The organism is Streptomyces natalensis ATCC 27448, assembly GCF_000935125.1.
In the GTDB taxonomy this organism is placed as follows: domain Bacteria; phylum Actinomycetota; class Actinomycetes; order Streptomycetales; family Streptomycetaceae; genus Streptomyces; species Streptomyces natalensis.
Window position 1 is genome coordinate 169245 of sequence record NZ_JRKI01000008.1, and the last position, 22200, is coordinate 191444.

At 70.5% G+C, this 22200-nt stretch carries 19 protein-coding genes, 2 tRNA genes and 1 pseudogene; 15 read left to right on the plus strand and 7 right to left on the minus strand.

Annotated elements, in window-relative coordinates:
- Nucleotides 1-445 precede the first annotated feature (445 nt).
- The 10 genes from SNA_RS38180 (at nt 446) to SNA_RS05665 (ending at nt 10180) form a co-directional block, all read left to right on the plus strand.
- Nucleotides 446-1498 carry a hypothetical protein gene (locus SNA_RS38180; protein WP_052808881.1) on the plus strand — a complete coding sequence of 351 codons (1053 nt, stop codon included), beginning with the start codon at nt 446-448 and terminating at the stop codon, nt 1496-1498.
- Between the two features lie 48 nt (nt 1499-1546).
- Entirely contained in the window at nt 1547-2407 is an 861-nt protein-coding gene (locus SNA_RS05625) for a GntR family transcriptional regulator (RefSeq protein WP_078969703.1), read from the plus strand.
- A 151-nt stretch (nt 2408-2558) separates the two neighbouring features.
- Complete coding sequence (locus tag SNA_RS05630; protein ID WP_044363581.1) at nt 2559-3680, plus strand: TIGR03364 family FAD-dependent oxidoreductase; 1122 nt, start codon at nt 2559-2561, stop codon at nt 3678-3680.
- A gap of 5 nt (nt 3681-3685) precedes the next feature.
- Nucleotides 3686-4495, plus strand: a complete 810-nt coding sequence (locus SNA_RS05635; protein WP_420823458.1) for a phosphonatase-like hydrolase — start codon at nt 3686-3688, stop codon at nt 4493-4495.
- A gap of 1 nt (nt 4496) precedes the next feature.
- Nucleotides 4497-5675: an ABC transporter ATP-binding protein gene (locus SNA_RS05640; protein ID WP_078969705.1), complete on the plus strand. Its 1179-nt coding sequence runs from the start codon at nt 4497-4499 to the stop codon at nt 5673-5675.
- A complete protein-coding gene (locus SNA_RS05645) occupies nt 5662-6609 on the plus strand; it encodes a 2-aminoethylphosphonate ABC transporter permease subunit (RefSeq protein WP_044363587.1) in 948 nt (315 codons plus the stop codon). Before SNA_RS05640 ends, SNA_RS05645 begins: the two co-directional genes overlap by 14 nt.
- Nucleotides 6596-7393 carry an ABC transporter permease gene (locus SNA_RS05650; RefSeq protein ID WP_044363781.1) on the plus strand — a complete coding sequence of 266 codons (798 nt, stop codon included), beginning with the start codon at nt 6596-6598 and terminating at the stop codon, nt 7391-7393. The genes SNA_RS05645 and SNA_RS05650 overlap by 14 nt, the downstream gene beginning before the upstream one ends.
- 109 nt (nt 7394-7502) lie before the next feature.
- Nucleotides 7503-8567 (plus strand): 2-aminoethylphosphonate ABC transporter substrate-binding protein, encoded by a 1065-nt coding sequence (locus SNA_RS05655; RefSeq protein WP_030071603.1) that lies wholly within the window; start codon nt 7503-7505, stop codon nt 8565-8567.
- 343 nt (nt 8568-8910) lie between these two features.
- Nucleotides 8911-9690: an HAD-IIA family hydrolase gene (locus tag SNA_RS05660; RefSeq protein ID WP_030071602.1), complete on the plus strand. Its 780-nt coding sequence runs from the start codon at nt 8911-8913 to the stop codon at nt 9688-9690.
- A 133-nt stretch (nt 9691-9823) separates the two neighbouring features.
- The gene (locus SNA_RS05665; protein WP_030071600.1) at nt 9824-10180 is read left to right on the plus strand and encodes a hypothetical protein; all 357 of its coding nucleotides are present in this window, start codon (nt 9824-9826) and stop codon (nt 10178-10180) included.
- Nucleotides 10181-10425: 245 nt separating this feature from the next.
- Here SNA_RS05665 and SNA_RS05670 read toward each other — a convergent pair.
- A tRNA-Lys gene (locus SNA_RS05670) sits at nt 10426-10499 on the minus strand.
- A gap of 689 nt (nt 10500-11188) precedes the next feature.
- Here SNA_RS05670 and SNA_RS05675 point away from each other — a divergent pair.
- The 5 genes from SNA_RS05675 (at nt 11189) to SNA_RS05695 (ending at nt 17502) form a co-directional block, all read left to right on the plus strand.
- On the plus strand, nt 11189-11608 hold the full coding sequence (locus SNA_RS05675; protein ID WP_030071598.1) for an SsgA family sporulation/cell division regulator: 420 nt from the start codon (nt 11189-11191) through the stop codon (nt 11606-11608).
- Nucleotides 11608-12897: a hypothetical protein gene (locus tag SNA_RS05680; RefSeq protein WP_241779553.1), complete on the plus strand. Its 1290-nt coding sequence runs from the start codon at nt 11608-11610 to the stop codon at nt 12895-12897. Before SNA_RS05675 ends, SNA_RS05680 begins: the two co-directional genes overlap by 1 nt.
- Nucleotides 12898-13464: 567 nt before the next feature.
- The gene (locus SNA_RS05685; RefSeq protein WP_030073000.1) at nt 13465-14526 is read left to right on the plus strand and encodes a VanZ family protein; all 1062 of its coding nucleotides are present in this window, start codon (nt 13465-13467) and stop codon (nt 14524-14526) included.
- Between the two features lie 202 nt (nt 14527-14728).
- The gene (locus tag SNA_RS05690) at nt 14729-15322 is read left to right on the plus strand and encodes a lytic polysaccharide monooxygenase auxiliary activity family 9 protein (RefSeq protein WP_030072998.1); all 594 of its coding nucleotides are present in this window, start codon (nt 14729-14731) and stop codon (nt 15320-15322) included.
- A 464-nt stretch (nt 15323-15786) separates the two neighbouring features.
- A complete protein-coding gene (locus SNA_RS05695; protein WP_037794373.1) occupies nt 15787-17502 on the plus strand; it encodes an AMP-binding protein in 1716 nt (571 codons plus the stop codon).
- A 66-nt stretch (nt 17503-17568) separates the two neighbouring features.
- Here the strand turns inward: SNA_RS05695 and SNA_RS05700 are convergent.
- From SNA_RS05700 to ehuB, 6 genes and pseudogenes are all read right to left on the minus strand, one after another.
- Nucleotides 17569-17642, minus strand: a tRNA-Lys gene (locus SNA_RS05700).
- A 76-nt stretch (nt 17643-17718) separates the two neighbouring features.
- A pseudogene (locus SNA_RS05705) lies at nt 17719-18479 on the minus strand (IclR family transcriptional regulator).
- A gap of 403 nt (nt 18480-18882) precedes the next feature.
- Nucleotides 18883-19749, minus strand: a complete 867-nt coding sequence (ehuA, locus tag SNA_RS05710) for an ectoine/hydroxyectoine ABC transporter ATP-binding protein EhuA (protein ID WP_030072992.1) — start codon at nt 19747-19749, stop codon at nt 18883-18885.
- Complete coding sequence (ehuD, locus tag SNA_RS05715; protein ID WP_030072990.1) at nt 19739-20389, minus strand: ectoine/hydroxyectoine ABC transporter permease subunit EhuD; 651 nt, start codon at nt 20387-20389, stop codon at nt 19739-19741. Before ehuD ends, ehuA begins: the two co-directional genes overlap by 11 nt.
- Nucleotides 20389-21168 (minus strand): ectoine/hydroxyectoine ABC transporter permease subunit EhuC, encoded by a 780-nt coding sequence (gene ehuC, locus SNA_RS05720; protein WP_037794367.1) that lies wholly within the window; start codon nt 21166-21168, stop codon nt 20389-20391. Before ehuC ends, ehuD begins: the two co-directional genes overlap by 1 nt.
- On the minus strand, nt 21165-22097 hold the full coding sequence (gene ehuB / locus SNA_RS05725; RefSeq protein WP_078969707.1) for an ectoine/hydroxyectoine ABC transporter substrate-binding protein EhuB: 933 nt from the start codon (nt 22095-22097) through the stop codon (nt 21165-21167). Before ehuB ends, ehuC begins: the two co-directional genes overlap by 4 nt.
- Nucleotides 22098-22200: the final 103 nt, after the last annotated feature.

Here is a 22200-nt window from a genome sequence, read left to right on the forward strand (position 1 = left end):
GTACGTCGGCGGACGACCGGAAGCCCGCACAGCGGGCGTGCCTCCGCCCGTCCGCGGGTCTGCCTTTGCCCGCGAGCCGGGTCTGCCTCCGTCCGCTCGCTGGGCCTCCGTCCGGAGCGGGTCGGACCGCAGCGGGCGGAACCGGGGCGGAACCGGGGTGGGACCGGACTGGGAGGAACCGGGGTGGGACCGGACCGGACCGGGCGGGACCGGGGTGGGACCCGACGGCACCGGGCGGCAAGGACCCGGCCGACGACGGCGGCGATACCCGGAACACAACCGCGCTCCGCGGAACGTCAGCGGATAAGGCGGGATCCGTCGGCCGGTCGGGCGCATCCGCCGTCTCCCCGCGGGCGGCCCGGGCCGCCCCCGGGCAGGCTCGTCGGGGTGACCCGGCCGCGATCCGGGGCCGGCCCGCGACCCTGAGCAGCGGAGGACGACCGCCATGCATCCGCCCTGCGCACGCCACCACCACCGCGTGGGCCACCACCACCGCGTGGGCCACCACCACCGCGTGGGCCACCACCACCGCGTGGGCCGCGCCCACCCCGTACACCGCGCCCTCGCCCGCCGAGCGGCTTCCGCCGTGGCCGCCTCCGGACTCCTCGCCGTCGGCACCTTCGGTGTGACGGCCGGTGCAGCCGCCCCGGCCGCGGCGCACGGCCCCGTCCCCACCGTCTTCTGCGGCCGCCCGGACAGCCCGCACTTCCCCCTCGTCTCCCGGCTGTACGGCGGCCCGGCCGCCTACCAGGCGGGCGGTGGCTGGCGAACCTGGCGGGTGGAACTCCACAACACCACCGACGCTGCCTGCGCAGACGTCCACCCGGTCGTCGTCCTCACCGCCGCCCGCCACACCCTGCGCCCCGAGCGGATCCACCTGGAGTACCGGGACCCGGACGGCGGCGACTGGCGCCCGGTCCCCTTCGAGGCGACCGACCGCGACGAACAGATCGGGGTGTTCGCCAAGGAGGGCAAGCCGGGCAGGGAGAGCAAGCACGGCACGGCGAGCGAGCAGGGCAAGGGAGGCGAGGAGGGTGAGGAGCGCAAGGGGTCCCCGGACGGCTCCGGCGGCGGACTCGTCGTACCCGCCAACGGCACGATCACCGCCCCCGTCCGGCTACGGTTCGCCCCGGACACCGGCCCCGACCGCATCACCGCCGGGATCACCACCGTCCAGCGACGCGGCAACGACGGCGAGTGGGTCGGCCAGTCCAGCCCCTACCGGTTCACCGTCCAGCCGGGCCCCACCACACCCGAGGGCACCACTAAACCTGGCAGCCCCACCACACCCGAGGGCACCACCAAACCTGACAGCCCCACCCCACCCGAAGACCGCATCACCCCCGTCGCACCCACCACCCCCACCACCCCCACCACCCCGCCGGAACTCGCTGCCACCGGCCGCCGGGCACCCCCAGGGGCGCTCACCGCCGTGGCCACCGGCCTGCTCGCCGCCGGCGGACTCCTGTGCGCCGTCGCCCGCCGCATGCGCCGCTGAACCCCCGACAGCGCGCCCCTCGTCCACACGCAGTGCGAGGATCACGAGGTGGAATACGAGTACGGCCAGGAACCTGGCGCACCCATCCGGTCCGGCATCCCCGAGCACGGGCGCATCCCCAAGTACTACGCGGCCAAGGTCGAAATCGCCGCGCTGCTCCAGGAGTTGGGGGAGGGCGAACCGCTGCCCGCGGAACGCGATCTGGCGCAGCGCTTCGAGGTGTCCCGGGAGACGCTGCGCCAGGCCCTGCGCGAGCTGGTACTGGAGGGACGGCTGCGCCGCCTGGGGCGCGGCACGGTCGTCGCGGGCCCCAAGATGGAGCAGCCCCTCTCGCTCGCCAGTTACACCGAGGGCGTCCGCCGCCAGGGCCGCACCCCCGGCCGCCACCTCATCGGCCTCGACCGCTTCGCCTGCCCGGCGCCGCTCGCCGCCGATCTCGGGCTCCAGGTCGGCGACGCCGTCTGGCACATGGAGCGGGTGCTGCTCGCCGACGACGAACGGGTCGGCCTGGAGAGCACCTATGTCGCGGCCGCCCGAGTCCCCGATCTGGACACCGACTTCGCCCCGGACTCGTCCTTCTACGCCTACCTCCACGACCGGCTCGGCATCGGCTTCGGCGACGCCGACGAGCGGTTGGAGACCGTCCTCGCCACCCCGCGCGAGGCGCTCCTGATCGGCACCCCCGGCGCGCTGCCCATGCTGCTCATCCACCGGCTGTCCCGGGATACGCAGGGCCGCCCCCTGGAACGGGTGCGTTCTCTCTTCCGCGGCGACCGGTTCTCGTTCACGGCACACCTGGGGGCGCCGAATCCGGGAACGTCGCCGGATCCGGGAACGCCGGACTCCCGGGACGCCGCACCCGGGGACACCGGACTGAGTCGTACGACAGGAACGCAAACGACGACGTAACCCCTCAACCCGACCACCACCCCACGGAGCACCCCACCACCCCTTCGAATAACGAAAACATAACGGGTCTAGGCCAACCTTGAGCCCCTGTTCACCATCGCGTCGCCGACCCGACCGCTCCGGGCCACCCGCCGCCACGACCGTCTGGGGCATGCGAGTCATAGTTGTCGGAGCCGGGGTGCTGGGGACCATGCACGCCTGGCATGCCATCGAGCGGGGTCATGAGGTCCTGCACCTCGAGCGGGAGGCCGAGGCCCGCGGCGCCTCGGTGCGGAACTTCGGGCAGATCTGGGTCAGCGGCCGGGCCGGCGGCGAGGAGCTGGAGACCGCGCTGCGCGCCCGCGATCTGTGGGAGGGCATCGGCGCCCGGGTCCCCGAGCTCGGCTTCCGTGCCATCGGCTCGCTGACCATCGTCAAGAACGCGGCCGAAAAGGCCGTCGCCGAGGCCGCCACCTGCCGCCCCGACGCCGCCGCCCGCGGCTACCGGCTGCTGGACGCCCAGGAGGCCCGGGAGCTCAACCCGGCCCTGCGCGGGGAGTTCGCCGGTGCCCTGTGGTGCGAGCGGGATGCCGCCGTGGAACCGCGTATCGCCCAACGCGCCCTGAAGGAGCGGTTGTTGAAGTCCAGCAGGTACACCTACCTCGGTGGCAGGGAGGTCCGCGAGGTCGTCGGCGAACGCGCCGTACGCGACGACCACGGGGACACCCACCACGGCGATGTGGTCGTCCTGTGCACCGGGGCCTGGCTCGGCGGTCTGGTCCGCGAGCTGATCCCGGACCTGCCGGTGCGCCGCGTACGTCTCCAGATGATGCAGACCGACCCGCTCGGCGAACCGTTGACCACCTCCGTCGCCGACGCGGACAGTTTCCGCTACTACCCGGCCTACCGCAGCGATGCCCTCGATGCGCTCAACGCGGGCCAGGAGCAGGCGCCCACCGCGGCCGCACACAAGATGCAGCTGCTGATGGTGCAGCGCGCCGACGGCGGGCTGACCATCGGCGACACCCACGAGTACGCCACGCCGTTCGCCTTCGACACCGTCGAGGAGCCGTACGAGCATCTGACCGGCGTCGTCGAGTCGATCCTGGGGCGCCCGCTGCCCCGTATTCGCCACCGCTGGGCCGGGGTCTATGCCCAGTGCACCGACACCGCACGGGTGGTCCACCGCCAGCAGGTCCGCGACGGAGTCTGGCTGGTCACCGGCCCCGGCGGGCGCGGTATGACCTGCTCCCCGGCCATCGCCGAAACCACCGCGAACGAACTGGGATGGTGAGCCCGTTGACCTCCGACAGCCCAAAGAGCCCTGACGTCCCCGATAGCTCCGGTAGCCCCGGTAGCCCCGGCAGTACTGGTGGCCCCCACGGCCTCGACAACCCCCAGGGTCCTGACACCCCCCACACCCCCGCGCACGACATCCAGCTGGTCGTCCTGGACATGGCCGGCACCACCGTCGCCGACGACGGCCTGGTCGAGCTGGCCTTCGGAACCGCCGCCCGGCGCCTCGGCGTCGAGCCCGGCAGCGCCGACCACGCCGAGAAGCTGGCCCATGTCCGCGCCACCATGGGCGAATCCAAGATCTCCGTCTTCCGCCACCTCTTCGGCGACGAGGAGACGGCTCACCGCGCCAACGCGGCCTTCGAGGAGGCGTACGGCGAACTGGTCGATGCCGGCAGGATCGCCCCGGTCCCCGGCGCCCGCGAGGCGATCGAGGCGCTCCAGTCGGCCGGCCGCACCGTCGTGCTCACCACCGGCTTCGCCCGGGTCACCCAGGACGCCCTCCTCGACGCCCTCGGCTGGCGCGACCTCGTCACGCTGACGCTCTGCCCGGCCGACGCGGGCGGCCGCGGCCGGCCCTACCCCGACATGGTGCTGGCCGCCCTGCTGCGCACCGGCGCCGCCGACGACGTACGGCAGATCGCGGTGGCCGGGGACACCTCGTACGACATGCTCACCGGGCGCCGCGCGGGCGCCGGGATCGTGGCGGGGGTGCTCACCGGCGCACACGGTGCCGAGCGGCTGGCCGCGGCCGGCGCCACCCACGTCCTCGCCTCCGTCGCCGAACTCCCCGCCCTCGTAGGGGTGATCTGAGATGCCCGCCGCCCCGGAGGCCGGGATCCGCTTCGAGGAGGTTTCCGTCGCCTACGGGCGGCGCGGTGAGCACATCGCCCTGGACTCCTTCTCCCTGACCGTGGAGCCGGGCGAGGTGATGGCGCTGCTCGGCCCCTCCGGCTCCGGCAAGACCACCGCACTGCGGACCGTCGCCGGATTCGTCCGGCCGGTCTCCGGGCGGGTGATGCTCGGCGGCCGGGACGTCACCGGGCTGCCGCCGTACAAGCGCGGCATCGGCATGGTCGTCCAGCAGTACGCGCTCTTCCCGCACATGAAGGTCGCCGAGAACGTCGCGTTCGGACTCAGGGCGCAGAAGGTACCGCGCGCCGAGATTCCCGGACGGGTCGCCGAGGCCCTGGAGATGACCGGGATGGCCGCCTACGCCCACCGGCACCCCCGGGAGCTGTCCGGCGGCCAGCAGCAGCGCGTCGCCATTGCCCGCGCGCTGGCCATCCGCCCCGGCGTACTGCTCCTCGACGAACCGCTCTCCGCCCTCGACGCCCGGCTCCGCTCCGGCATGCTCACCGAACTCGCCAGGCTCCACCGCGAGTTGCCCCACGTCACCATCCTCTACGTCACCCACGACCAGGTGGAGGCGCTGACGCTGGCCGACCGGATCGCCGTGATGGACCAGGCCCGGCTGCGCGACTGCGGAACCCCGCAGCAGCTCTACCGCCGCCCGCGCACCGCATTCACCGCCTCCTTCGTCGGCACCGCGAATCTGCTGCCGGTCACGGTGTCCGGCGACGGCGTACGGTTCGCCGGCCGCACCCTGACCGTCCCGGTGGACGGGGTGGCCGAGGGCGCCACCGCCACCTTGTGCATACGCCCCCATCTCGTCGGCCTCGGCGAAAGCCCGGCCAAGGACGGCAACACCCTCCGCGGCACGATCACCGAGGTGCAGTGGCGCGGCGCAACCCACCGCCTCCAGGCGGATGTCGACGGCCACCGCGTCCTTGCCGATCTGCGCGAACTACGCCACACCCCAGCCCTCGGCGACGAGGTCACACTGCACTTCGCCCCGGAGGACGGCGTCCTGATCCCGGCGGGGATCGGCGCGGACGCAGGCGGCGCGGACGGAACGGGCGCCGACAAGGCGGGCCGCGACGTGGTGGCCGCCGGTGGCTCCAGGGACGGGGGCCGAGATGGTCGCCGTTAGGACGCCCGCGGTCCGGGAGTCGGTCGGGGGCCGGGCCCCCGGAGCGCCCCGGGCCGTTCTCTGGGCCCTCCCGCCTGTCGCCGCCCTGGCCCTCGTCTTCCTTTACCCCCTCGCCCTGGTGGCATGGCAGTCCCTCACCCCCGACGACGGCGGCCACTCCCTCACCCCCTACGCCACCGTCCTCGCCGAGACCTCGTTCCGCGAAGCCCTCGGCAACACCGTCCTGATAGCCCTCGGCGCGACCCTCGGCGCCCTGCTCCTCGGCCTGGCGCTCGCCCTGGTGATCGCCTTTGTGCCGTTCCCCGGCGGCAAGGCCCTCAGCCGTTTCATCGATCTCTTCCTCGCCTTCCCCTCCTTCCTGATCACCCTTGCGCTGCTGTTTCTCTACGGCACCGTCGGCGTGGCCAACGGCCTGTGGACGGACGCCACGGGAGCGGCCACCGGCCCGCTGAACTTTCTGCACACCCCGTGGGGCGTCCTGCTCGCCGAGGTCACCTACTTCACCCCGTTCGTGATGCGACCCCTGCTGGCCGCCTTCTCCCAGGTGGAGACGGGACAGCTGGAGGCTGCCGCATCCCTGGGCGCCCGGCCCTGGCGGATCGTCCGGACGGTGATCCTGCCCGAGGCGCTGCCCTCCCTGGCCGCCGGCGGCGCCCTGGTCCTGGTCCTGTGCCTCAACGAGTTCGGGATCGTCCTGTTCACCGGCGCCAAGGACGTCGTCACCCTGCCGATGCTCGTCTACACCAAGGCCATCCTCGACGGTGACTACACAGGCGCCTGCGTCGTCGCCGTCATCAATATCGCCCTGTCCGTGGCCCTCTACGCCCTCTACCGGACCGTGGCCTCCCGCGCGGCGGGCGCACGGCGTGGCAGGCGCAAGGGCCCCCGTACGGCCGCCGGTTCAGGAGGTGACCCGCGTCGTGCTGGTGCATAGCAAGGCCGCCCGCCGGGCCGTCCACAGTGTGTTCTTCCTCCTCTTCGTCCCCGTCTTTGCCCTCCCCCTCCTCGTCATCGTGGCCGCGTCCTTCGCCACCAACTGGAGCGGCGCCCTGCCCTCCGGCGCAACCCTGACGCACTATCAGGACATCGTGCGGGGCGACTCCCTGGACGCCCTGGTCACCAGTGTCCTGACCGCCCTCGCGGCCAGCACCGCCGCCCTCACCGCCGGAACCTGGGCCGCCCTGGCGGCCGAGAAACTCGGCCCCCGCACCCGGCGCGTCCTCGACGCCCTGTTCCTGCTCCCCGTCGCCGTCCCCTCGGTCGTGGTCGGCCTCTCCCTCCTCGTCGCCTTCTCCCGTCCCCCCTTCCTCCTCAACGGCACACCGCAGATCGTGATCACCGCCCATACGGTCCTGGTCACCGCGTTCGCCTACCAGTCCGTGACGGCCGCCCTCGCCCGCCTCGACCCGGCGTACGAACAGAGCGCCGCCGGCCTCGGCGCCCGCCCCGCCTATGTCCTGTGGCGGGTCAAACTCCCCCTGCTGCTGCCGTCCCTGACCGCGGCCATCGGCCTGTGCTTCGCCCTCTCGATGGGCGAACTCAGCGCCACGATGATGCTCTATCCCCCCGACTGGATGCCCCTTCCCGTCCAGATCTTCGCCGCCACCGACCGCGGCTCCCTCTTCGCGGGCGCCGCGCTGGCCGTCGTCCTCATGGCCACCACCCTCCTCGTCCTGCTCGCCGTCTCCCGCATTCGCACCAGAGCCACCTACCGCTAGGCCCCGCCCGTAAGTCCCGCCGGGAGCCCTCTCCGGCTGATCAGGCCCCGGCCGTTTCCGTTCCCTCCACCCTTTTGAACACCATGAACGTCTGAGGAGTTGCATCGACATGTCCCGCCCCCTCCGCAAGCCGCTCGCCGCCGGCCTCGGCGCCCTCACCCTCGCCGCCTCCCTCAGCGCCTGCGGCGCCTCCTCCGCCGACCCCGGCGCCAAGGAGATCACCGTCTACAGCGCCGACGGCCTCAAGAGCGAAAAGGGCGACGGCTTCTACGACAAGGTCTTCAAGGACTTCCGGAAGAAGACCGGTATCAAGGTCAACTACGTCGAGTCCGGCTCCGGCGCCGCCGTCCAGCGCCTGGCCCGCGAACGCGCCAACACCAAGGCTGACGTCGTCGTCACCCTGCCCCCGTTCATCCAGCAGGCCGACGGCAAGGGCCTCCTGGCCACCTACCGCCCCAAGGGCTCGGACCAGGTCGCGACCGCCGACAAGGACCCGAACGGCAAGTGGACCTCCGTCGTCAACAACTACTTCTGCTTCGTCTACAACACGAAGGAGCTGAAGAAGGCGCCCGCGACCTGGGCCGATCTGGCGGACGGCCGGTTCAGGGACAAGCTCCAGTACTCCACCCCCGGCGTCGCCGGTGACGGCACCGCCGTCCTCATCAAGGCCATGCACGACCTCGGCGGCCAGGGCCCCGCCATGAAGCTCCTGGGCAAGATCCAGGCCAACAACGTCGGCCCGTCCTCCTCGACCGGCCAGCTCGCCCCCAAGACCGACAAGGGCGAACTCCTCATCGCCAACGGCGACGTCCAGATGAACTACGCCAACATGAAGTCCATGCCCCACCAGGGCATCTTCTTCCCCGCCGGGAAGCCCGGCGGCAAGCCCTCCACCTTCGCCCTCCCGTACGCCGCCGGCCTGGTCAAGAACGCCCCGCACACCGCCAACGCCAAGAAGTTCCTGGACTATCTGCTCTCCGAGGACGTCCAGAAGGAGGTCTCCTCGGTCGGCGGCGGCTTCACGGCCCGCAAGGACATCAAGGCCACCGACGCCAACGCCACCGCCCTCGTGAAGATCATGAACGGCGTCGAGATCTTCCGGCCCGACTGGAACGATGTCGACAAGAACCTGGACACGTACGTCAACGCCTGGAAAACGGCCACCGGCAGCTGATCACCCCGCCACCCTCGGCTGACCCGCCAACTCCCCGCCGAGCAGGGGAGTTGGCTGTTCACTCCGCCCCCCGGCCCCCTCGGACGCGGCGTGCCAGGCCGGTGCCCGTATCGATGCGCTGCCCGGCGCCGACGCGCAGCGCCCGGACGGCCGCTCGACGGGATCACGCTGCGCACGGGCCGATCCCCGTTGCCCGTGACCTGCGAGGGCACGGCGGCGGCCACCTGACTTAGGGTGGGCACGTCGGTCCACACGTATCGATCTCCATGCATCGATCCTCATGCATCGATCCCCGCGTGTTGAGCCAGACGTATCGGGTTACACGGACGGCAGGAGTCGGACAGTGGCAGAGCGCAAGCCGATCGAGTCATGGCTCACCGATATGGACGGCGTCCTGATGCACGAGGGCGTTCCCATCCCGGGTGCGTCCGCCTTCATCAAGCGGCTGCGGGAATCGGGCAAGCCCTTTCTCGTCCTGACCAACAACTCCATCTACACCCCGCGCGATCTGCACGCCCGGCTGAGCCGGATCGGGCTGGACGTGCCCTGGGAGTCGATCTGGACCTCAGCGCTCGCCACCGCGAAGTTCCTGGACGAGCAGCGGCCCGGCGGCACCGCACATGTCATCGGGGAGGCGGGCCTGACCACCGCCCTGCACGACATCGGCTACGTCCTGACCGACCACGCCCCCGACTACGTCGTCCTCGGCGAGACCCGGACCTATTCCTTCGAGGCGCTGACCAAAGCCATCCGTCTGATCAATGACGGCGCCCGGTTCATCGCCACCAACCCCGACGAAACGGGCCCCTCGCCCCAGGGGCCGCTGCCCGCCACCGGGTCCGTGGCCGCGCTGATCACCAAGGCGACCGGCGTCGAACCGTACTTCGTCGGCAAGCCCAACCCGCTGATGATGCGGCACGGGCTGAACGTCATCGGCGCCCACTCCGAGACCTCCGCGATGATCGGGGACCGGATGGACACCGATGTGCTGGCCGGTCTGGAGGCCGGGATGGAGACCTTCCTGGTGCTCACCGGGCTGACCAGGCCCGAGGAGATCGACCGCCACCCCTTCCGCCCCTCCCGGGTCGTGGACTCCATCGCCGACCTGGTCGACCTGGTCTGACGACGAGCTCGCGCGCCTTCCCCGGGGAGGCGGGCCGGCCGCGTCCCCTCTCACTGGAACGGCGCAGCACCGGGGCGCACCGGATGCGCAGCGCGCCGTGCGGGCGGACCTTCGGAGTATCCGGAGGTTCACCATGGGTTCACCGCAACTGATTCTCTGTGCTGCCGTCGCGGCATGTGTGGTGACGGCGGCACCCGTGTACGCCGCCGAGGACCACGGCGCCGGGGCCGGTACGGCCTCGATCACCGCCGCCGCCCCCGCTCCCGCCCCGCTCCTCCCGGCCGAAAACCACCCCGCCGGCCCCGGCCACCGCTCCCGCCGGCCTCCCGCTTCCGAACAGAACCCAGCCAACCGCGAGCTGAGCAGCACCTCGGCCGTCGGCCTGGTTCTGGCCGGGGGCGCCCTCCTGGTGGTCGCGGGGCAGTTGCTACGGCTCCGGCTCCGGCTGCGTCGCGACCGGGACGGTGGGGGGAACGGGGAGGCACGCTGACCAGGCGGGTGGGTGGTCTGTGGGGATGCCGCTCTTGCGTTGATCGCGGCGGCGCTGGTCGGCGGCGTTGGTCGGGGGCAGTGGTCGGCTCCCACCGGGCCCGGTGCTGTACAGGTCGGCCGGGCAGCCCGGCGGCGTGCGCGAACTCGGGCTGACGTGGCCCGGACAGCGGGCCGCATCGACGCCCCGACACTGTGATCCACACGACTGAGGCCCCTCGCATGGCGAGGGGCCTCAGTCTTACGTGCGCCGCCAGGGACTCGAACCCCGGACCCGCTGATTAAGAGTCAGCTGCTCTAACCAACTGAGCTAGCGGCGCGCGCTGACGTGAAGAACTCTACACGAACTTCGGGAGTGCTCCGTACCCACGTCCGAACCGCCCACACGCACGACATGTGTGACTCCTGTCACGTTCGTGGCCGGGTCGCGGACCCTGCCCGGCCGAAGGTCCCGTCACTTCGCGACCTTCGGCCTCCGCGTCGGCCGAATCCCCCTGTGAAGATCGATTTGGTTGCCGCAGCTCACCGCGAACCGGCGCTTTTCCGCCAACATGCGCGCTCCACGGCCGGTTGAGAGGCTGAGGCCAACCGCCGAGGCAAGCGGTCGGAAGTCGCGGCGCGAGCGACACCGGAAGCCCTGACAAGCCAGGAGGGAACTGGCATGGCAACGACGGGAAGTGTCATAGGCCGCCACCGAGGCGACCGCGGAAGCGGTCCCCGCAACGGTCACGGACCGCGGCTTTCGAAGGCCCCCGCCACGCCCACTTCCGGCGCAATCGCCGCCACGGATTTCCCGGCGCCCGGCTCGTCCGGCATCCGGCCCGGCCGGCCTTCCGGCCCCGCCTCGCACCGTGGTCATCCACGGCTTCGACGGGCACCGCGCCCGGATGGCGTCCGTCACTCCCCCTCCACCTGTTGCAACCCCACCGCGCGTCCCAACGTCTGCTAGGACGCGCGCCCCGGAAACGGGTCTCCCGGGACTCGCCCCTCCACGGAAAGGTTGATCGTCGTGGTGTCGACAGCCAAGCGCACCCTTGAGATGCAGCTCCTCATAGGACCGCATGACGCGGTCTCGGTGTCGGGCCGGTTCAGCTACCGCAGTGACCGCCCCTATGAGATCGAGGTCGACTTCATAACCCGCGGCCGGTCGGTCGCCACCTGGCTGTTCGCCCGCGATCTGCTGCTGGGCGGCCTGCGCGACGAGACCGGAGAAGGAGATGTACGGGTGTGGCCGTTCCGGGAGCCGGGCGGGCAGCGCCGCATACATATCGAACTGTTCACCGACGACAGCGTCTGCGAGCTGTCGGTACGCGCAACGGAGCTGACCGCATGGCTGGAGCAGACGGTGGCGATCGTGCCGCCCGGCCGGGAACACGAATACCTGGACATGGACACCCATCTGGCCCGGCTCCTCGCGGGAAAGCACTGATGACGACTGTTACGACCACTACGTCCTCCACGACCACCACCGTGACCGACCGCGACCTCACCGCGACGGTCCACTCCGACGCGACGGTCCACCCCGACGCGACGGTCACGTCAGCCACGGCGGCAGCCGGCCTCGGCCTACCGCCCGCGCAGCGTTCCCCGCTACGCCACCCCGCGGACCCGGCCACCGACCCCGACGCCGACGGTCACGCGGACACCGCCTCCTCTCTTCCCCCGTGCGGTTCCGCGTCGCACGACGCCCGTGTGCACGGTTTCCTTCCCGAGCGCCCCCCGGTCCGTTCCATGATCGGAACCTGGACCCGGCTGGACGCCCTGGCCCGCGCCGCGGCCGTCGCCCCCGGCCGCGAGGCCGCCATCACCATCGTGGAACGGGCGCACCGCGCCGACGAGTTGGCAGCCCTGCGGCAACGTGTCTCCCGCCTCTCCCCGCGCAACGCGGAGGCCGCGGCGATGCGCATCGCGGTGATCGCGGTCTCCTGCGGCTGGAACGGCCTCGACCCGCAGGCACCGGCCGCCCGCCGGGTCGCCGACGAGGCGTTCCTCGACCTGTGGGCGGCCGTCGCCCACCGCATCGACCATGACCAGTTCGTCGCGCTGCCCACCCTCGCGCTCCGCAACTGGGCCCCCGAACGCAAACCGCGCAAGCACATCCCCATCGATCAACTGGCCCGTACGGAGCCCCTTGTCCCGATCGTCCGCTGGGCACCGGAGGGGCAGCCGCTCAGCCGCCTCGACCGCCTGATGCTGGCTGCGACCCGCCTGGAGGCCCATGGCATCTGGCTGTTCCGCCTCGCCGAGACCCTCGCCGGCCGCGCCCCCGACGACTCCTCCACCCAGACGGCCCTGCGCCGCCTGGTCCGCGTGCAGCACGCCCTGCGTGCCCAACTCCGTTCGGAGGCCGTGGAGCTGGCCGCCGCCCCGACGACGCCGCAGCAGCGCGCGGTCCTCGGTGCCCTCGCCGAACAGGGCGCCCTGGAGCCCCCCGTCCTCCAAGCGGCCGACGCGGTGCTGGGCGTCGGAGCCCGCCGACCGGGCGAAGGCAGCCGACGCCAGCATCTGCGCCGCCACCTCCCGGCAGCCCACCGCGCCTGGCTGAGCGCGATGGACCGCCACTGCGCCCCGGTCCGCACCCTCGCCCACCGCGGCGGCCCCGACGCCGCCACCTACCGCGAGGCCCAGGAATCCCTCATAGCGCTCCGCCGCACCTACACCTCCCTCCTCCACGCCGCCGCCCATCCCGCCCCGTCCCCCCTCCCCGCCGCCGCCTGACGCCCCGCCCCCTCCGAGCGCCCCACCCTGGCCCCGAACCAGACCCGCGGACCAGGTGGGGGTGGGGTGTCCACCACGGATACGAGACTGGGCACGGCCAGGGGACGCGAGGCACCGGGCGAGACGAGGCGGGGTATTGCCGCGGCTTCCGACGTACGAAGCGGCCGACTCCGAGCGGCGGCGGGTGCACCCTGCGAACCAGCCCCAGCAGGGCGCACTCCACCCTTCGAGGTACACCGCCCGGGCCCGCCTCAGCGCTGCCGCTGCTCCTGCACCCCGCCTGGCAGAACCGAGCCCCGGCCCGCCGTGCCCCCCGACCCCGGCACCCTCGCGGCCCGGCCGGACAGAGCTCAGGCCACAAAGCCCCGCCCGAGAAGGCCTCGGCGCCGAAAAACCTCGGCCCCCGCAGCGCCCCCGTACGGGGGACCGCAGCCGCTCCGGGAGAGAATGCGAGCGCGCTCAAGGCTCTACTCCGCCGCTCAACGCCCGACTCGACCCTCCGACTCGACCCCGCGACTCAACTCCCTGAGCTGAACTCCCTGGCCTGAACTCCGAAAGAAAATCCCCGTGATCGAAGCTTCGGTCGGCGCGTTACCCGGCTTGATACCGCTCTTTATTTCCGCCGTCCTCCTCCTGGGAATCCCCACGGCCCTCATAGCCGCGGCCAAGGAGAAACCCCTCGCCCTTTCGCTTCTCTTCGTCACCTCTCTCGCCGGTGTGCTGACGGTGACGCTGACTCCGGGCAGCGGCGGAGCCGGCCAACTCCGCGTATGTGACCTGGGCCTTCCCATGGACGCCTTCCTCGCTTCGGAATCCGCTCGGCTGAACTTCCTGCTGTTCGTCCCACTCTCCTTCCTCGCCGTTCTGCTCTTCCGGCGCCCGCTGACGGTGGCCGTGTGCGCCGTTGCGCTGAGTTGCACCATCGAACTCCTCCAGGCGTGGATCGCGTTGGGCCGCGCCTGCACCTACGACGACATCACCTCGAACTCCGCCGGAGGCATCGCCGGCGCGCTCTGTGCCACCGGGTTCCTGTGGATCAAGCAGCGTCGCACCCCCTTCACCCGCCGGGACATCACCTGGAGCACCGTCCTGGCCGTTATTGCGACCGCGACTCTCACGGGCGCCTTCCATTCCTCCATCGCCACCGTGGACGGCGACGCGAGAGTGCAGCGCTGGAGAGAGAAGTCCAGCCACACCGAGCGGCAAGAACAATGGATGAACGGGACCGTCGCCAAGCTTTACGGCAAGCATGTGCAGATCACCGGATCAGCAATCGAGGACCTGGGACGCGGTCGTTGGCGGCTGACGACGGAGACGGCGCAAGGAAACGTCGTCGCGCTATGGCCGGCTCGCACACTCGAGAGTGTGTGGTCGGAAGTCACCGAAGCCGACGAAGGCCGCCTGACCGAGCACGAAATGAAGGCGTCCGGAGAGCGATTCGTCCGCAGATGGTTCCCGGGTGAGACGGAGGGAGCCATCGTCACCTTCCGGGCTCTCTCCGGCAAACGAGGCGCCCACCTTCTGAGCTACCGCCGCCCCGCCCGTGGCGTCGGAACCGGGAGGCCCTGGCGGCTGGACATCACCATCGCGACATCCGGCCGGATCGTGGCCCTGAAGGCACAGCTGTAGGAGCCGTATCGTCGTCTGCCGCTCCGTTTCCTGTCTTGCCTTGCCTGTCATGCCTGTCATGACTGCCTGGGCTGCCGCGCCTGACTTCGTTTCACTGCTTGTCATTGGTCTGGACATGGCCAATCCCCCTTACTAGTCTTCGACTTGGTCTAGACCGCATCGGCTCATGGAACTCCCCCCCCACGTTCTTCAGGAGCGAAGCATGCGCAAACGGATCAGTGCTGCCGTGATCGGCCTCGGTGTCGTCGGTGTCTCCCTTCTCTCGACGGGCAGCGCCTCCAGTCACGGCTACAGCGACGCACCTCCCAGCCGGCAGGCGCTCTGCGCCAACGGGACGGTCAAGGACTGCGGTGCGATTCAGTACGAACCGCAGAGTGTCGAGGGGCCCAAGGGCTTCCCGGCCGCCGGGCCCGCCGATGGAAAGATCTGTTCCGGTGGGCACGACGACTTCGCCGAACTGGACGACCCCCGTGGCGGAAAGTGGCCCGGCACCAAGCTCACGCCGGGCCAGGGTTACACCTTCACCTGGCGCCTGACGGCACGTCATGCCACGACCGACTTCAAATACTTCATCACCAAGGACGGCTACGACCCCACCAAACCGCTCACCCGTGCCGACCTGGAATCCGAACCGTTCATGACGGTGCCGATGGGCGGTGCGCAGCCGGGGGAGACGGTGCAGCATCACGGCACCGTGCCCACCCAGAAGTCGGGCCGCCACATCATTCTGGGCGTCTGGGACATCGCCGACACGGGCAATGCGTTCTATGCCTGCTCGGACGTCGACCTCTCCTGAGCTCAACCCCAGCCCATTCGGTGCGTCGGGTCTCCCCGCCTTCCCCCGGGGAGGCCCGCCGGCCCATACCGCGGGCGTCGCGGGGTGGCCTGTCCGCGGCCCGGCCCTCGGCTCCACCCACCCCCGGTTCGTCCTTGATCATGCTTCCTGTCATGGCTCCCACTCCCCTCGCGTACCGCTCGCGCTCTCTGCGTTCCCACGCCTTCGCGCCCTCTTCGAACGTGAACAACGCTACGAAATCCGAGAATTGAGGACGTCAACCTGTGGCGTGAACCTCCAGCCGTCAGCCCGTAGACCCACGGTTTGACAGGACCCGGTGGATGCACCCGAGGCATGACGACACCACTCCACACCTGACGCTATGTCAGCTACCCTCCCGCGTCATGGCAGCCACCCGCGCCCACATCAACACCCACGTCCACCCTCACACCCACAAGACACCGGACATCCCCGCCCCGGCGACCATGGCGGGACTGGTCCGGGCGCAGTGGGGCGATCACCGTCCAGGCGTGAAGTCCGGCGAGGGCACGCTCACCCACCATGAGGTCGCCGCCGGGGCGGCGGCGCGGGCCGCATTGTTCGGGGAGCTGCTGCCGCGGGGCGCGGAGCCGCATATCGGGGTGCTGCTCGACAACGTGCCCGAATACCCGCTGTGGCTCGCTGCGGCGGCGCTCGCCGGTGCTGCCGTGGCGGGGATCAACCCCACCCGGCGCGGGCCCGAGCTGGCCCGCGACATCGCCCACACCGACTGCGCGCTGCTGATCACCGAACGCGCCCACCTGCCCCTGCTGGCCGGTCTGGACCTGACCGTCCCGCCCGAGCGCGTCCTCGTCGTGGACGACCCCGCCTACCGCGAGCTGCTCGGGCCCTACGCGCAGGCCCGTCCCGACGCGCTCACCGGCGCCGCCCCCACCCCCGCCTCCCGGATGCTGCTCTACTTCACCTCCGGCTCCACCGGCGCCCCCAAGGCCGCACTCTGCACCCAGGGACGGCTGGCCGCCGCCGGGCACTCACTGGTCCGGTATTTCGGGGTGCGGCGGGAGGACGTCCACTACCTCTGCATGCCGATGTTCCACGGGAACGCCGTGATCGCCGGCTGGGCCCCGGCGCTGGCCGGCGGTGCCGCCGTCGCGCTGCGCCGCCGGTTTTCGGCCTCCGGCTTCTTCCCGGATGTCCGCCGCTACAAGGCCACGTATTTCACCTATGTCGGCCGCGCCGTCCAGTACCTGCTCGCCACCCCACCCGCGCCTGACGACCGCGACAACCCGCTGCGCACGGGATTCGGCACCGAGGCGGGTGCGGTCGATGCCGAGCGGTTCGCCGAGCGGTTCGGGGCGCCCCTGATAGAGGGATACGGCTCCTCCGAGGGCGGCGCGGCGCTTCAGCGGACACCGGACACCCCGCCCGGTGCCATCGGACGGCCCGCCCCCGGGGACGATCTCGCCGTCGTCGACCCGGAGACCGGCGCCGAGCTGCCCCGCGCCCGCCTGGACGGCGACGGCCGGCTGATGAACGGCGACGAGGCCATAGGGGAGCTGGTCAACCGCGGCCGCAGCTCCTTCGAGGGCTACTGGCGCAACCCGGAGGCCACCGCCGCGCGGACCCGGGGCCGCCTGGAGGGCCGGGTCGGCACGGGCTGGTACTGGACCGGCGATCTGTTCTTCCGGGATACCGAGGGGTTCTTCCACTTCGCCGGCCGTACGGACGACCGGCTGCGGGTCGACAGCGAGAATCTCGCCGCGGCCATGATCGAGAACATCCTGGCCCGCTACGCACCAGCCACCGGCGTCGCCGTCTACGCCGTACCCGATCCCGTCGCCGGTGACCAGGTCATGGCGGCCCTGGCCCTACGGGACGGCGCGGTGTTCGACCCGGAGGACTTTGTGGCCTTTCTCGCCGCGCAGCCCGACCTCGGGACGAAGATGGCGCCCCGCTTCGTACGGATCCTGGCCGCGCTCCCGGTGACGGCTACCAACAAGGTGCGCCGGGTCGCCCTGCGGCGGGCCGGATTCCGCTGCCCCGAACCGATCTGGTGGACGCCGTCGGCGGCCGGGCCCCCGGAGGCGGCCGGGCCGTCCGCCCGCGCCGGGCGCTCGTATCGCCGCTTCACCGAGGAGGACCGGGCCGCGCTGCTGGGCGAGTACCGGGACCATGGCCGCGCGCACCTCTTGGACGGGTGAACCCGAAGAGGCCGCGGAACGCCGAAGTGGGCGCTCCCGGAGAACCGAGAACGCCCACTTCACAGGTGCGCCGCCAGGGACTCGAACCCCGGACCCGCTGATTAAGAGTCAGCTGCTCTAACCAACTGAGCTAGCGGCGCGCGCTGACGAAAGAAATACTACCTGGTCCGAAAGGGTGCTCATGACCACGCCCGGACCGGCCGCCCCGCGCTCCGCTCAGATCGCCAGCGAGAGCAGTACGGGAGCGGCCCTGCGGTTGAGGGTGTCGGCGGCCTGGCGCAAACGGTGGGCGTGCTCCAGGGGGGCATGGACAGGGCGAGGCAGCCGACCGTGGATCCGGCGGTGATCGGTACGGCCGCGCAGACCGTGCCGACGGCGTACTCCTGGAGGTCGAGCATCGGGACGGTGGGCGGCTGGCTGTCGAGCTTGTGGAAGAGGACCTTCTCGTTGGTGATCGTCCGGGAGGTGAGCCGGGCGGTCTTGTGGCGCGAGAGGTGGTCTTTCCGGCCATCGTGGTCGAGCTGTGCCAGCAGGCATTTGCCCACCGCGCTGGCGTGGGCGGTGCGGCGGAATTCGGCCCACTCGTTGACCTTGGGAGCCAGCGGTCCGTCGGCGTAGTGCGTGATCTTGACCTCGCCGTCGATATAGCGGCTGATGTAGACCGCCGCGCCCACCGAATCGCGCAGTTCGCCGAGGGTGACCTGCAACTTGTCGCGCAGGGCGTGATTCCGGGTGCCGCCGGAGCCCAACAGGAGCAGAGATTCACCCACGACGTACGCGCCGTCCGTGAGCTGATTGGCATAGCCCTCGCGTCGTAGCATCGACAGCATGTGGGCCAGGTGGCCTGTGGGCATGCCGGTTTCGCGGGCGATCTGCGCGTCGGTCACGCCGTCGGCGTGCCTGGAGATCGTTTCGAGCACGCGAAGGGCGTACTGCACCGAATGGAACGGCGCGGTCGGCTCGGGCTTCAGCGCCACGGTGTCCCCCTAGCAGGTTGGTACCGCTTGCGTCGTCAACTCTCGTCGGCGGTCACGGCGGTGCATTGCGCGGGCCGTTCCCGGTCAACGGGGCTCGTATCACGATAGCGGTCAACGGCCCTCGATGGAGGGGGTCTTGACCGAAAGACATCCCTGTTCACGGGCCTGTTCAGCGGAGAGTTTCCCTGGCATATGTCATAGGCACAGGAGGGGTGTGGCGGTGCGCCGGGTCGCCGTGCCGTGACGTGCCGGAGCCCGGCCCTTGTGAGAGGGCCGGGCTCCGCCGTATGCCCTATGGGGGCGCACTCAACGGCGCTTGGGCGTGCGCCGGGGGCGCATGGGTGGCAACGACGGGGGCGAGGGTCGCAGCAGTCGCATGAGCCCCCGCCGTCCCAGCCGACGCTTAGAGCACCGCGCTCAGGAACTCCCGCGTCCGCTCGTGCTCCGGGTCGGTGAAGATCTGCTCGGGCGGGCCGAATTCGATGACCCGGCCGGCGTCGAACATCATCACGCAGTCGGAGATGTCCCGGGCGAAGTTCATCTCGTGCGTGACGCAGAGCATGGTGATGTCCGTGGTGTGCGCGATGTCCCGCAGGACGTCCAGCACACCGGCCACCAGCTCCGGGTCGAGCGCCGAGGTCACCTCGTCCAGCAGCAGCACCTGCGGCCGCATCGCCAGCGCCCGTGCGATGGCGACGCGCTGCTGCTGGCCGCCGGAGAGCTGGGTGGGGTACTTGTCGAGGTGCTCGGTCAGGCCCACCAGGTCCAGCAGCTCGCGGGCGCGCTCCTCCGCCGCGTCCTTGTCCAGACCCAGGACGTGGACCGGCGCCTCGGTGATGTTGCGCAGCACCTTCATGTTGGGGAAGAGGTTGAACTGCTGGAAGACCATGCCGATGTTCTTGCGGATCTGACGGCTGTGCTTGTCGCTCGCCGGGACGAGCTTGTCGCCCTTCTTCTCGTGGGTGAGGTACTCACCGGCCAGCGTGATGGTGCCCTCGTCCGGCTTCAGCAGCGTCATCAGCAGCCGCAGGATCGTGGTCTTGCCGGAGCCGGAAGGGCCGATCAGCGTGACGTGCTTGCCGGAGTAGACGTTCATGTCCAGCGCGTCGAGGACGGTGTGCGAGCCGAAGCGCTTGGTGACCTTGTCGAAGCGGATCAGTTCGCTGCCGTCGACCGCCGGGTTGGTGCTGGCACCGGAGGCGGCGCCGGATGCAACGTCGTTGCCGCTCGCGGTGTTCTTGGGAGTGTTGGGAGTGCTGTCAGCGGACAAGGCGACGCTCCAGGGCTCGCAGGAGAAGAGAAGCGGGGTAGGCGATGAGGATGAAGGCGATACCGACGACGGTGTAGGCCTCGACCGTCTGGAAGGTCTGGGAGGAGAACTGCCGTGCCTGGCCCAGCATTTCCAGGACACCGATGGCGAAGAGCATCGGCGAGTCCTTCAGCATGGCGATGACGTAGTTGCCCAGTGCCGGAACGACCCGGCGGATCGCCTGCGGCAGGATCACCGCGATCCAGGTGCGGCTGCGCGGCAGGCTCAGCGCGGTCGCCGCCTCCCACTGCCCGACCGGTACGCCGTCGATGCCGGCACGGTAGACCTCGGCGGTGTACGTCGAGTAATGCAGGCCCAGTCCGAGCACGCCGGTGACCATGGCGGTCAGCGTGACGCCCCACTCGGGCATGACGTAGAAGAGGAAGAACAGCTGTACCAGCAGCGGGGTGTTGCGTACGAACTCGGTGAGCGCGGTCACCGGCCAGCGCACCACCTTCAGGGAGGAGCGCTGTGCAAGTGCCCATACGAGACCGAGCGCGAAGGCCATCAGGGAACCGAGCGCCAGTACTTCGAGGGTGACCACGACACCCCGCCAGAACAGCGGCATGAAGTCGCCGACCGCGGACCAGTCGAACTTCATCACGCCTCACCTTCCGTCGCGGCACCGGTCGTCGGGCCGGCGGCCGTACGGGCCACCGGGCCGATCGGGCTCGTCTGTTTGCCGATGCTCAACGTCGTCGTCAGGCCCGCCCGCTTCGGCGGCGCCTGGCCGATACCTGCCTTGGCGTGCCGCTCCACCACGCGCATCCCCCGGGTCAGCACGAACGCCAGGACGAAGTACATGACCAGGATGATCGTGTAGACGGGGGCGCTCCGGGTGGTCGCGTTGCGTACGAGCTGGGCGCCGAAGGCGATGTCGGGTACGCCCAGGAGTGACACCAGCGCGGTGCCCTTGAGCAGCTCGATCGCCAGGTTGTTGAACGGCGGGACCATCTCCGGCCAGGCCTGCGGCAGGATGACCTTCCGCAGCTGCTGGGCGGGCGAGAAGCTGAGCGCGATGGCCGCCTCGCGCTGGCCGGGGGAGACCGCCGCGATGGCGCCCCGCACGATCTCGGAGCCGTACGCCCCGTACGTCATGCCCAGCGCCAGGACCGCGGCCCACATCGGGACCAGCTGCCAGCCGAAGGCCAGCGGCAGCACGAAGAACACCCAGAACATGAAGATCAGTGCGGAGGTGCCCCGGAAGATCTCGAAGTAGGCCCCGGACAGGAACCGCACGATGCGCAGACGGTGGGTGCGCGCGATCCCGATCCCGAAGGCCACCACCACGCCGAGCGCCGCGCTGTAGACCGTCAACTGGACGGTGATCCAGACCCCGTTGAGGAGGAGTTTCCACAAACCCCAGCTGATATCGCTCATGGCCGGCACTTCTCCTTGGCGGTGATGCTCGTCATCTGCTCCTTGGTGAACCCGAAGGGCCGCATGAGGTCGAGGAGTTCGCCCGACCTCTTCATCTTGTGCAGCTCGCGGTTGAACGCATCGCGCAGATGCGTCTCCGGCGTGCGGAACGCGAAACCGCCGACGTCGATGTGCGGTTTGCCCTTCACGTACGGGGTGACCTCGCCGGTCGCCTCGGCCTGGGTGGTCTTCGACTCCTGCACGACATTGCGCACGGTCACGGCCGTCCCGGCGAAGACGTCCACCCGCCCCTGCTCGACGGCGAGCAGCCCCGCCAGCTGGTCCGGCAGTGTGGTGATGTTCTTGACGCCGGCCTCCTGGGCATAGCCGATCTCGGCGTAGCCGACGCCGGTCGCCATTTTCGCCTTGGCCCGGGCGATGTCCTTGTACGTGTGGAGCTTGAGCGGATTGCCCTTGCGGACGATGAACGCGTCGAGCATCTGGTACTCGGGATCGGCGAAGATGACCTTTGCGCAGCGCTCCGGATTGATGTACATCCCGGCGGCGACCACATCGAACTGCTGGGAGTTCAGCCCGACGATCAGCGAGCCGAAATCCGTGGGAAACGGCTCGACCTTCGGCACGCCGAGCCGTTTGAAGATCACCCGGGCGATGGTCGGCGCCGAGCCGGTCATCTTCCCGTCCTTGCCGATGTACCCGTACGGCTGCTCGCCCGCCAGGCCCAGCGTCACCGAGCCCTTCGCCCGCAGCCGCTCCAGCAGGTGCCCGCCGTCCTGTGCCTGGGCCGTCGAGACCCGGCTGCACGCACTGGTCGCTCCTATCGCACCCGTAGCGCCGAGCGCCGCTACCCCCGCGAGCAGCGAGCGGCGACGGATGCCGCCTGTTGATGGTTGTGTGATGTCTGAGGTCTTCTCCTGGTGTGGAGCCATGGGCGCGCGACTACCCGTAACCGTTCGAAGATATGCCGATCGTTTCCGGCCCTTGATGGAAACGAAAGCGATACCGACGGGCATGAGAAGAGCGGAGAGACTT

What these genes read in the sequence shown, in the direction of transcription:
- SNA_RS38180 (WP_052808881.1), top strand. Translation starts at nt 446, where the DNA reads ATGCATCCGCCCTGCGCACGCCACCACCACCGCGTGGGCCACCACCAC.
- SNA_RS05630 (WP_044363581.1), top strand. Translation starts at nt 2,559, where the DNA reads ATGCGAGTCATAGTTGTCGGAGCCGGGGTGCTGGGGACCATGCACGCC.
- SNA_RS05640 (WP_078969705.1), top strand. Translation starts at nt 4,497, where the DNA reads ATGCCCGCCGCCCCGGAGGCCGGGATCCGCTTCGAGGAGGTTTCCGTC.
- SNA_RS05645 (WP_044363587.1), top strand. Translation starts at nt 5,662, where the DNA reads ATGGTCGCCGTTAGGACGCCCGCGGTCCGGGAGTCGGTCGGGGGCCGG.
- SNA_RS05655 (WP_030071603.1), top strand. Translation starts at nt 7,503, where the DNA reads ATGTCCCGCCCCCTCCGCAAGCCGCTCGCCGCCGGCCTCGGCGCCCTC.
- SNA_RS05665 (WP_030071600.1), top strand. Translation starts at nt 9,824, where the DNA reads ATGGGTTCACCGCAACTGATTCTCTGTGCTGCCGTCGCGGCATGTGTG.
- SNA_RS05680 (WP_241779553.1), top strand. Translation starts at nt 11,608, where the DNA reads ATGACGACTGTTACGACCACTACGTCCTCCACGACCACCACCGTGACC.
- SNA_RS05690 (WP_030072998.1), top strand. Translation starts at nt 14,729, where the DNA reads ATGCGCAAACGGATCAGTGCTGCCGTGATCGGCCTCGGTGTCGTCGGT.
- SNA_RS05695 (WP_037794373.1), top strand. Translation starts at nt 15,787, where the DNA reads ATGGCGGGACTGGTCCGGGCGCAGTGGGGCGATCACCGTCCAGGCGTG.
- ehuD (WP_030072990.1), bottom strand. Translation starts at nt 20,389, where the DNA reads ATGAAGTTCGACTGGTCCGCGGTCGGCGACTTCATGCCGCTGTTCTGG.
- ehuC (WP_037794367.1), bottom strand. Translation starts at nt 21,168, where the DNA reads ATGAGCGATATCAGCTGGGGTTTGTGGAAACTCCTCCTCAACGGGGTC.
- ehuB (WP_078969707.1), bottom strand. Translation starts at nt 22,097, where the DNA reads ATGGCTCCACACCAGGAGAAGACCTCAGACATCACACAACCATCAACA.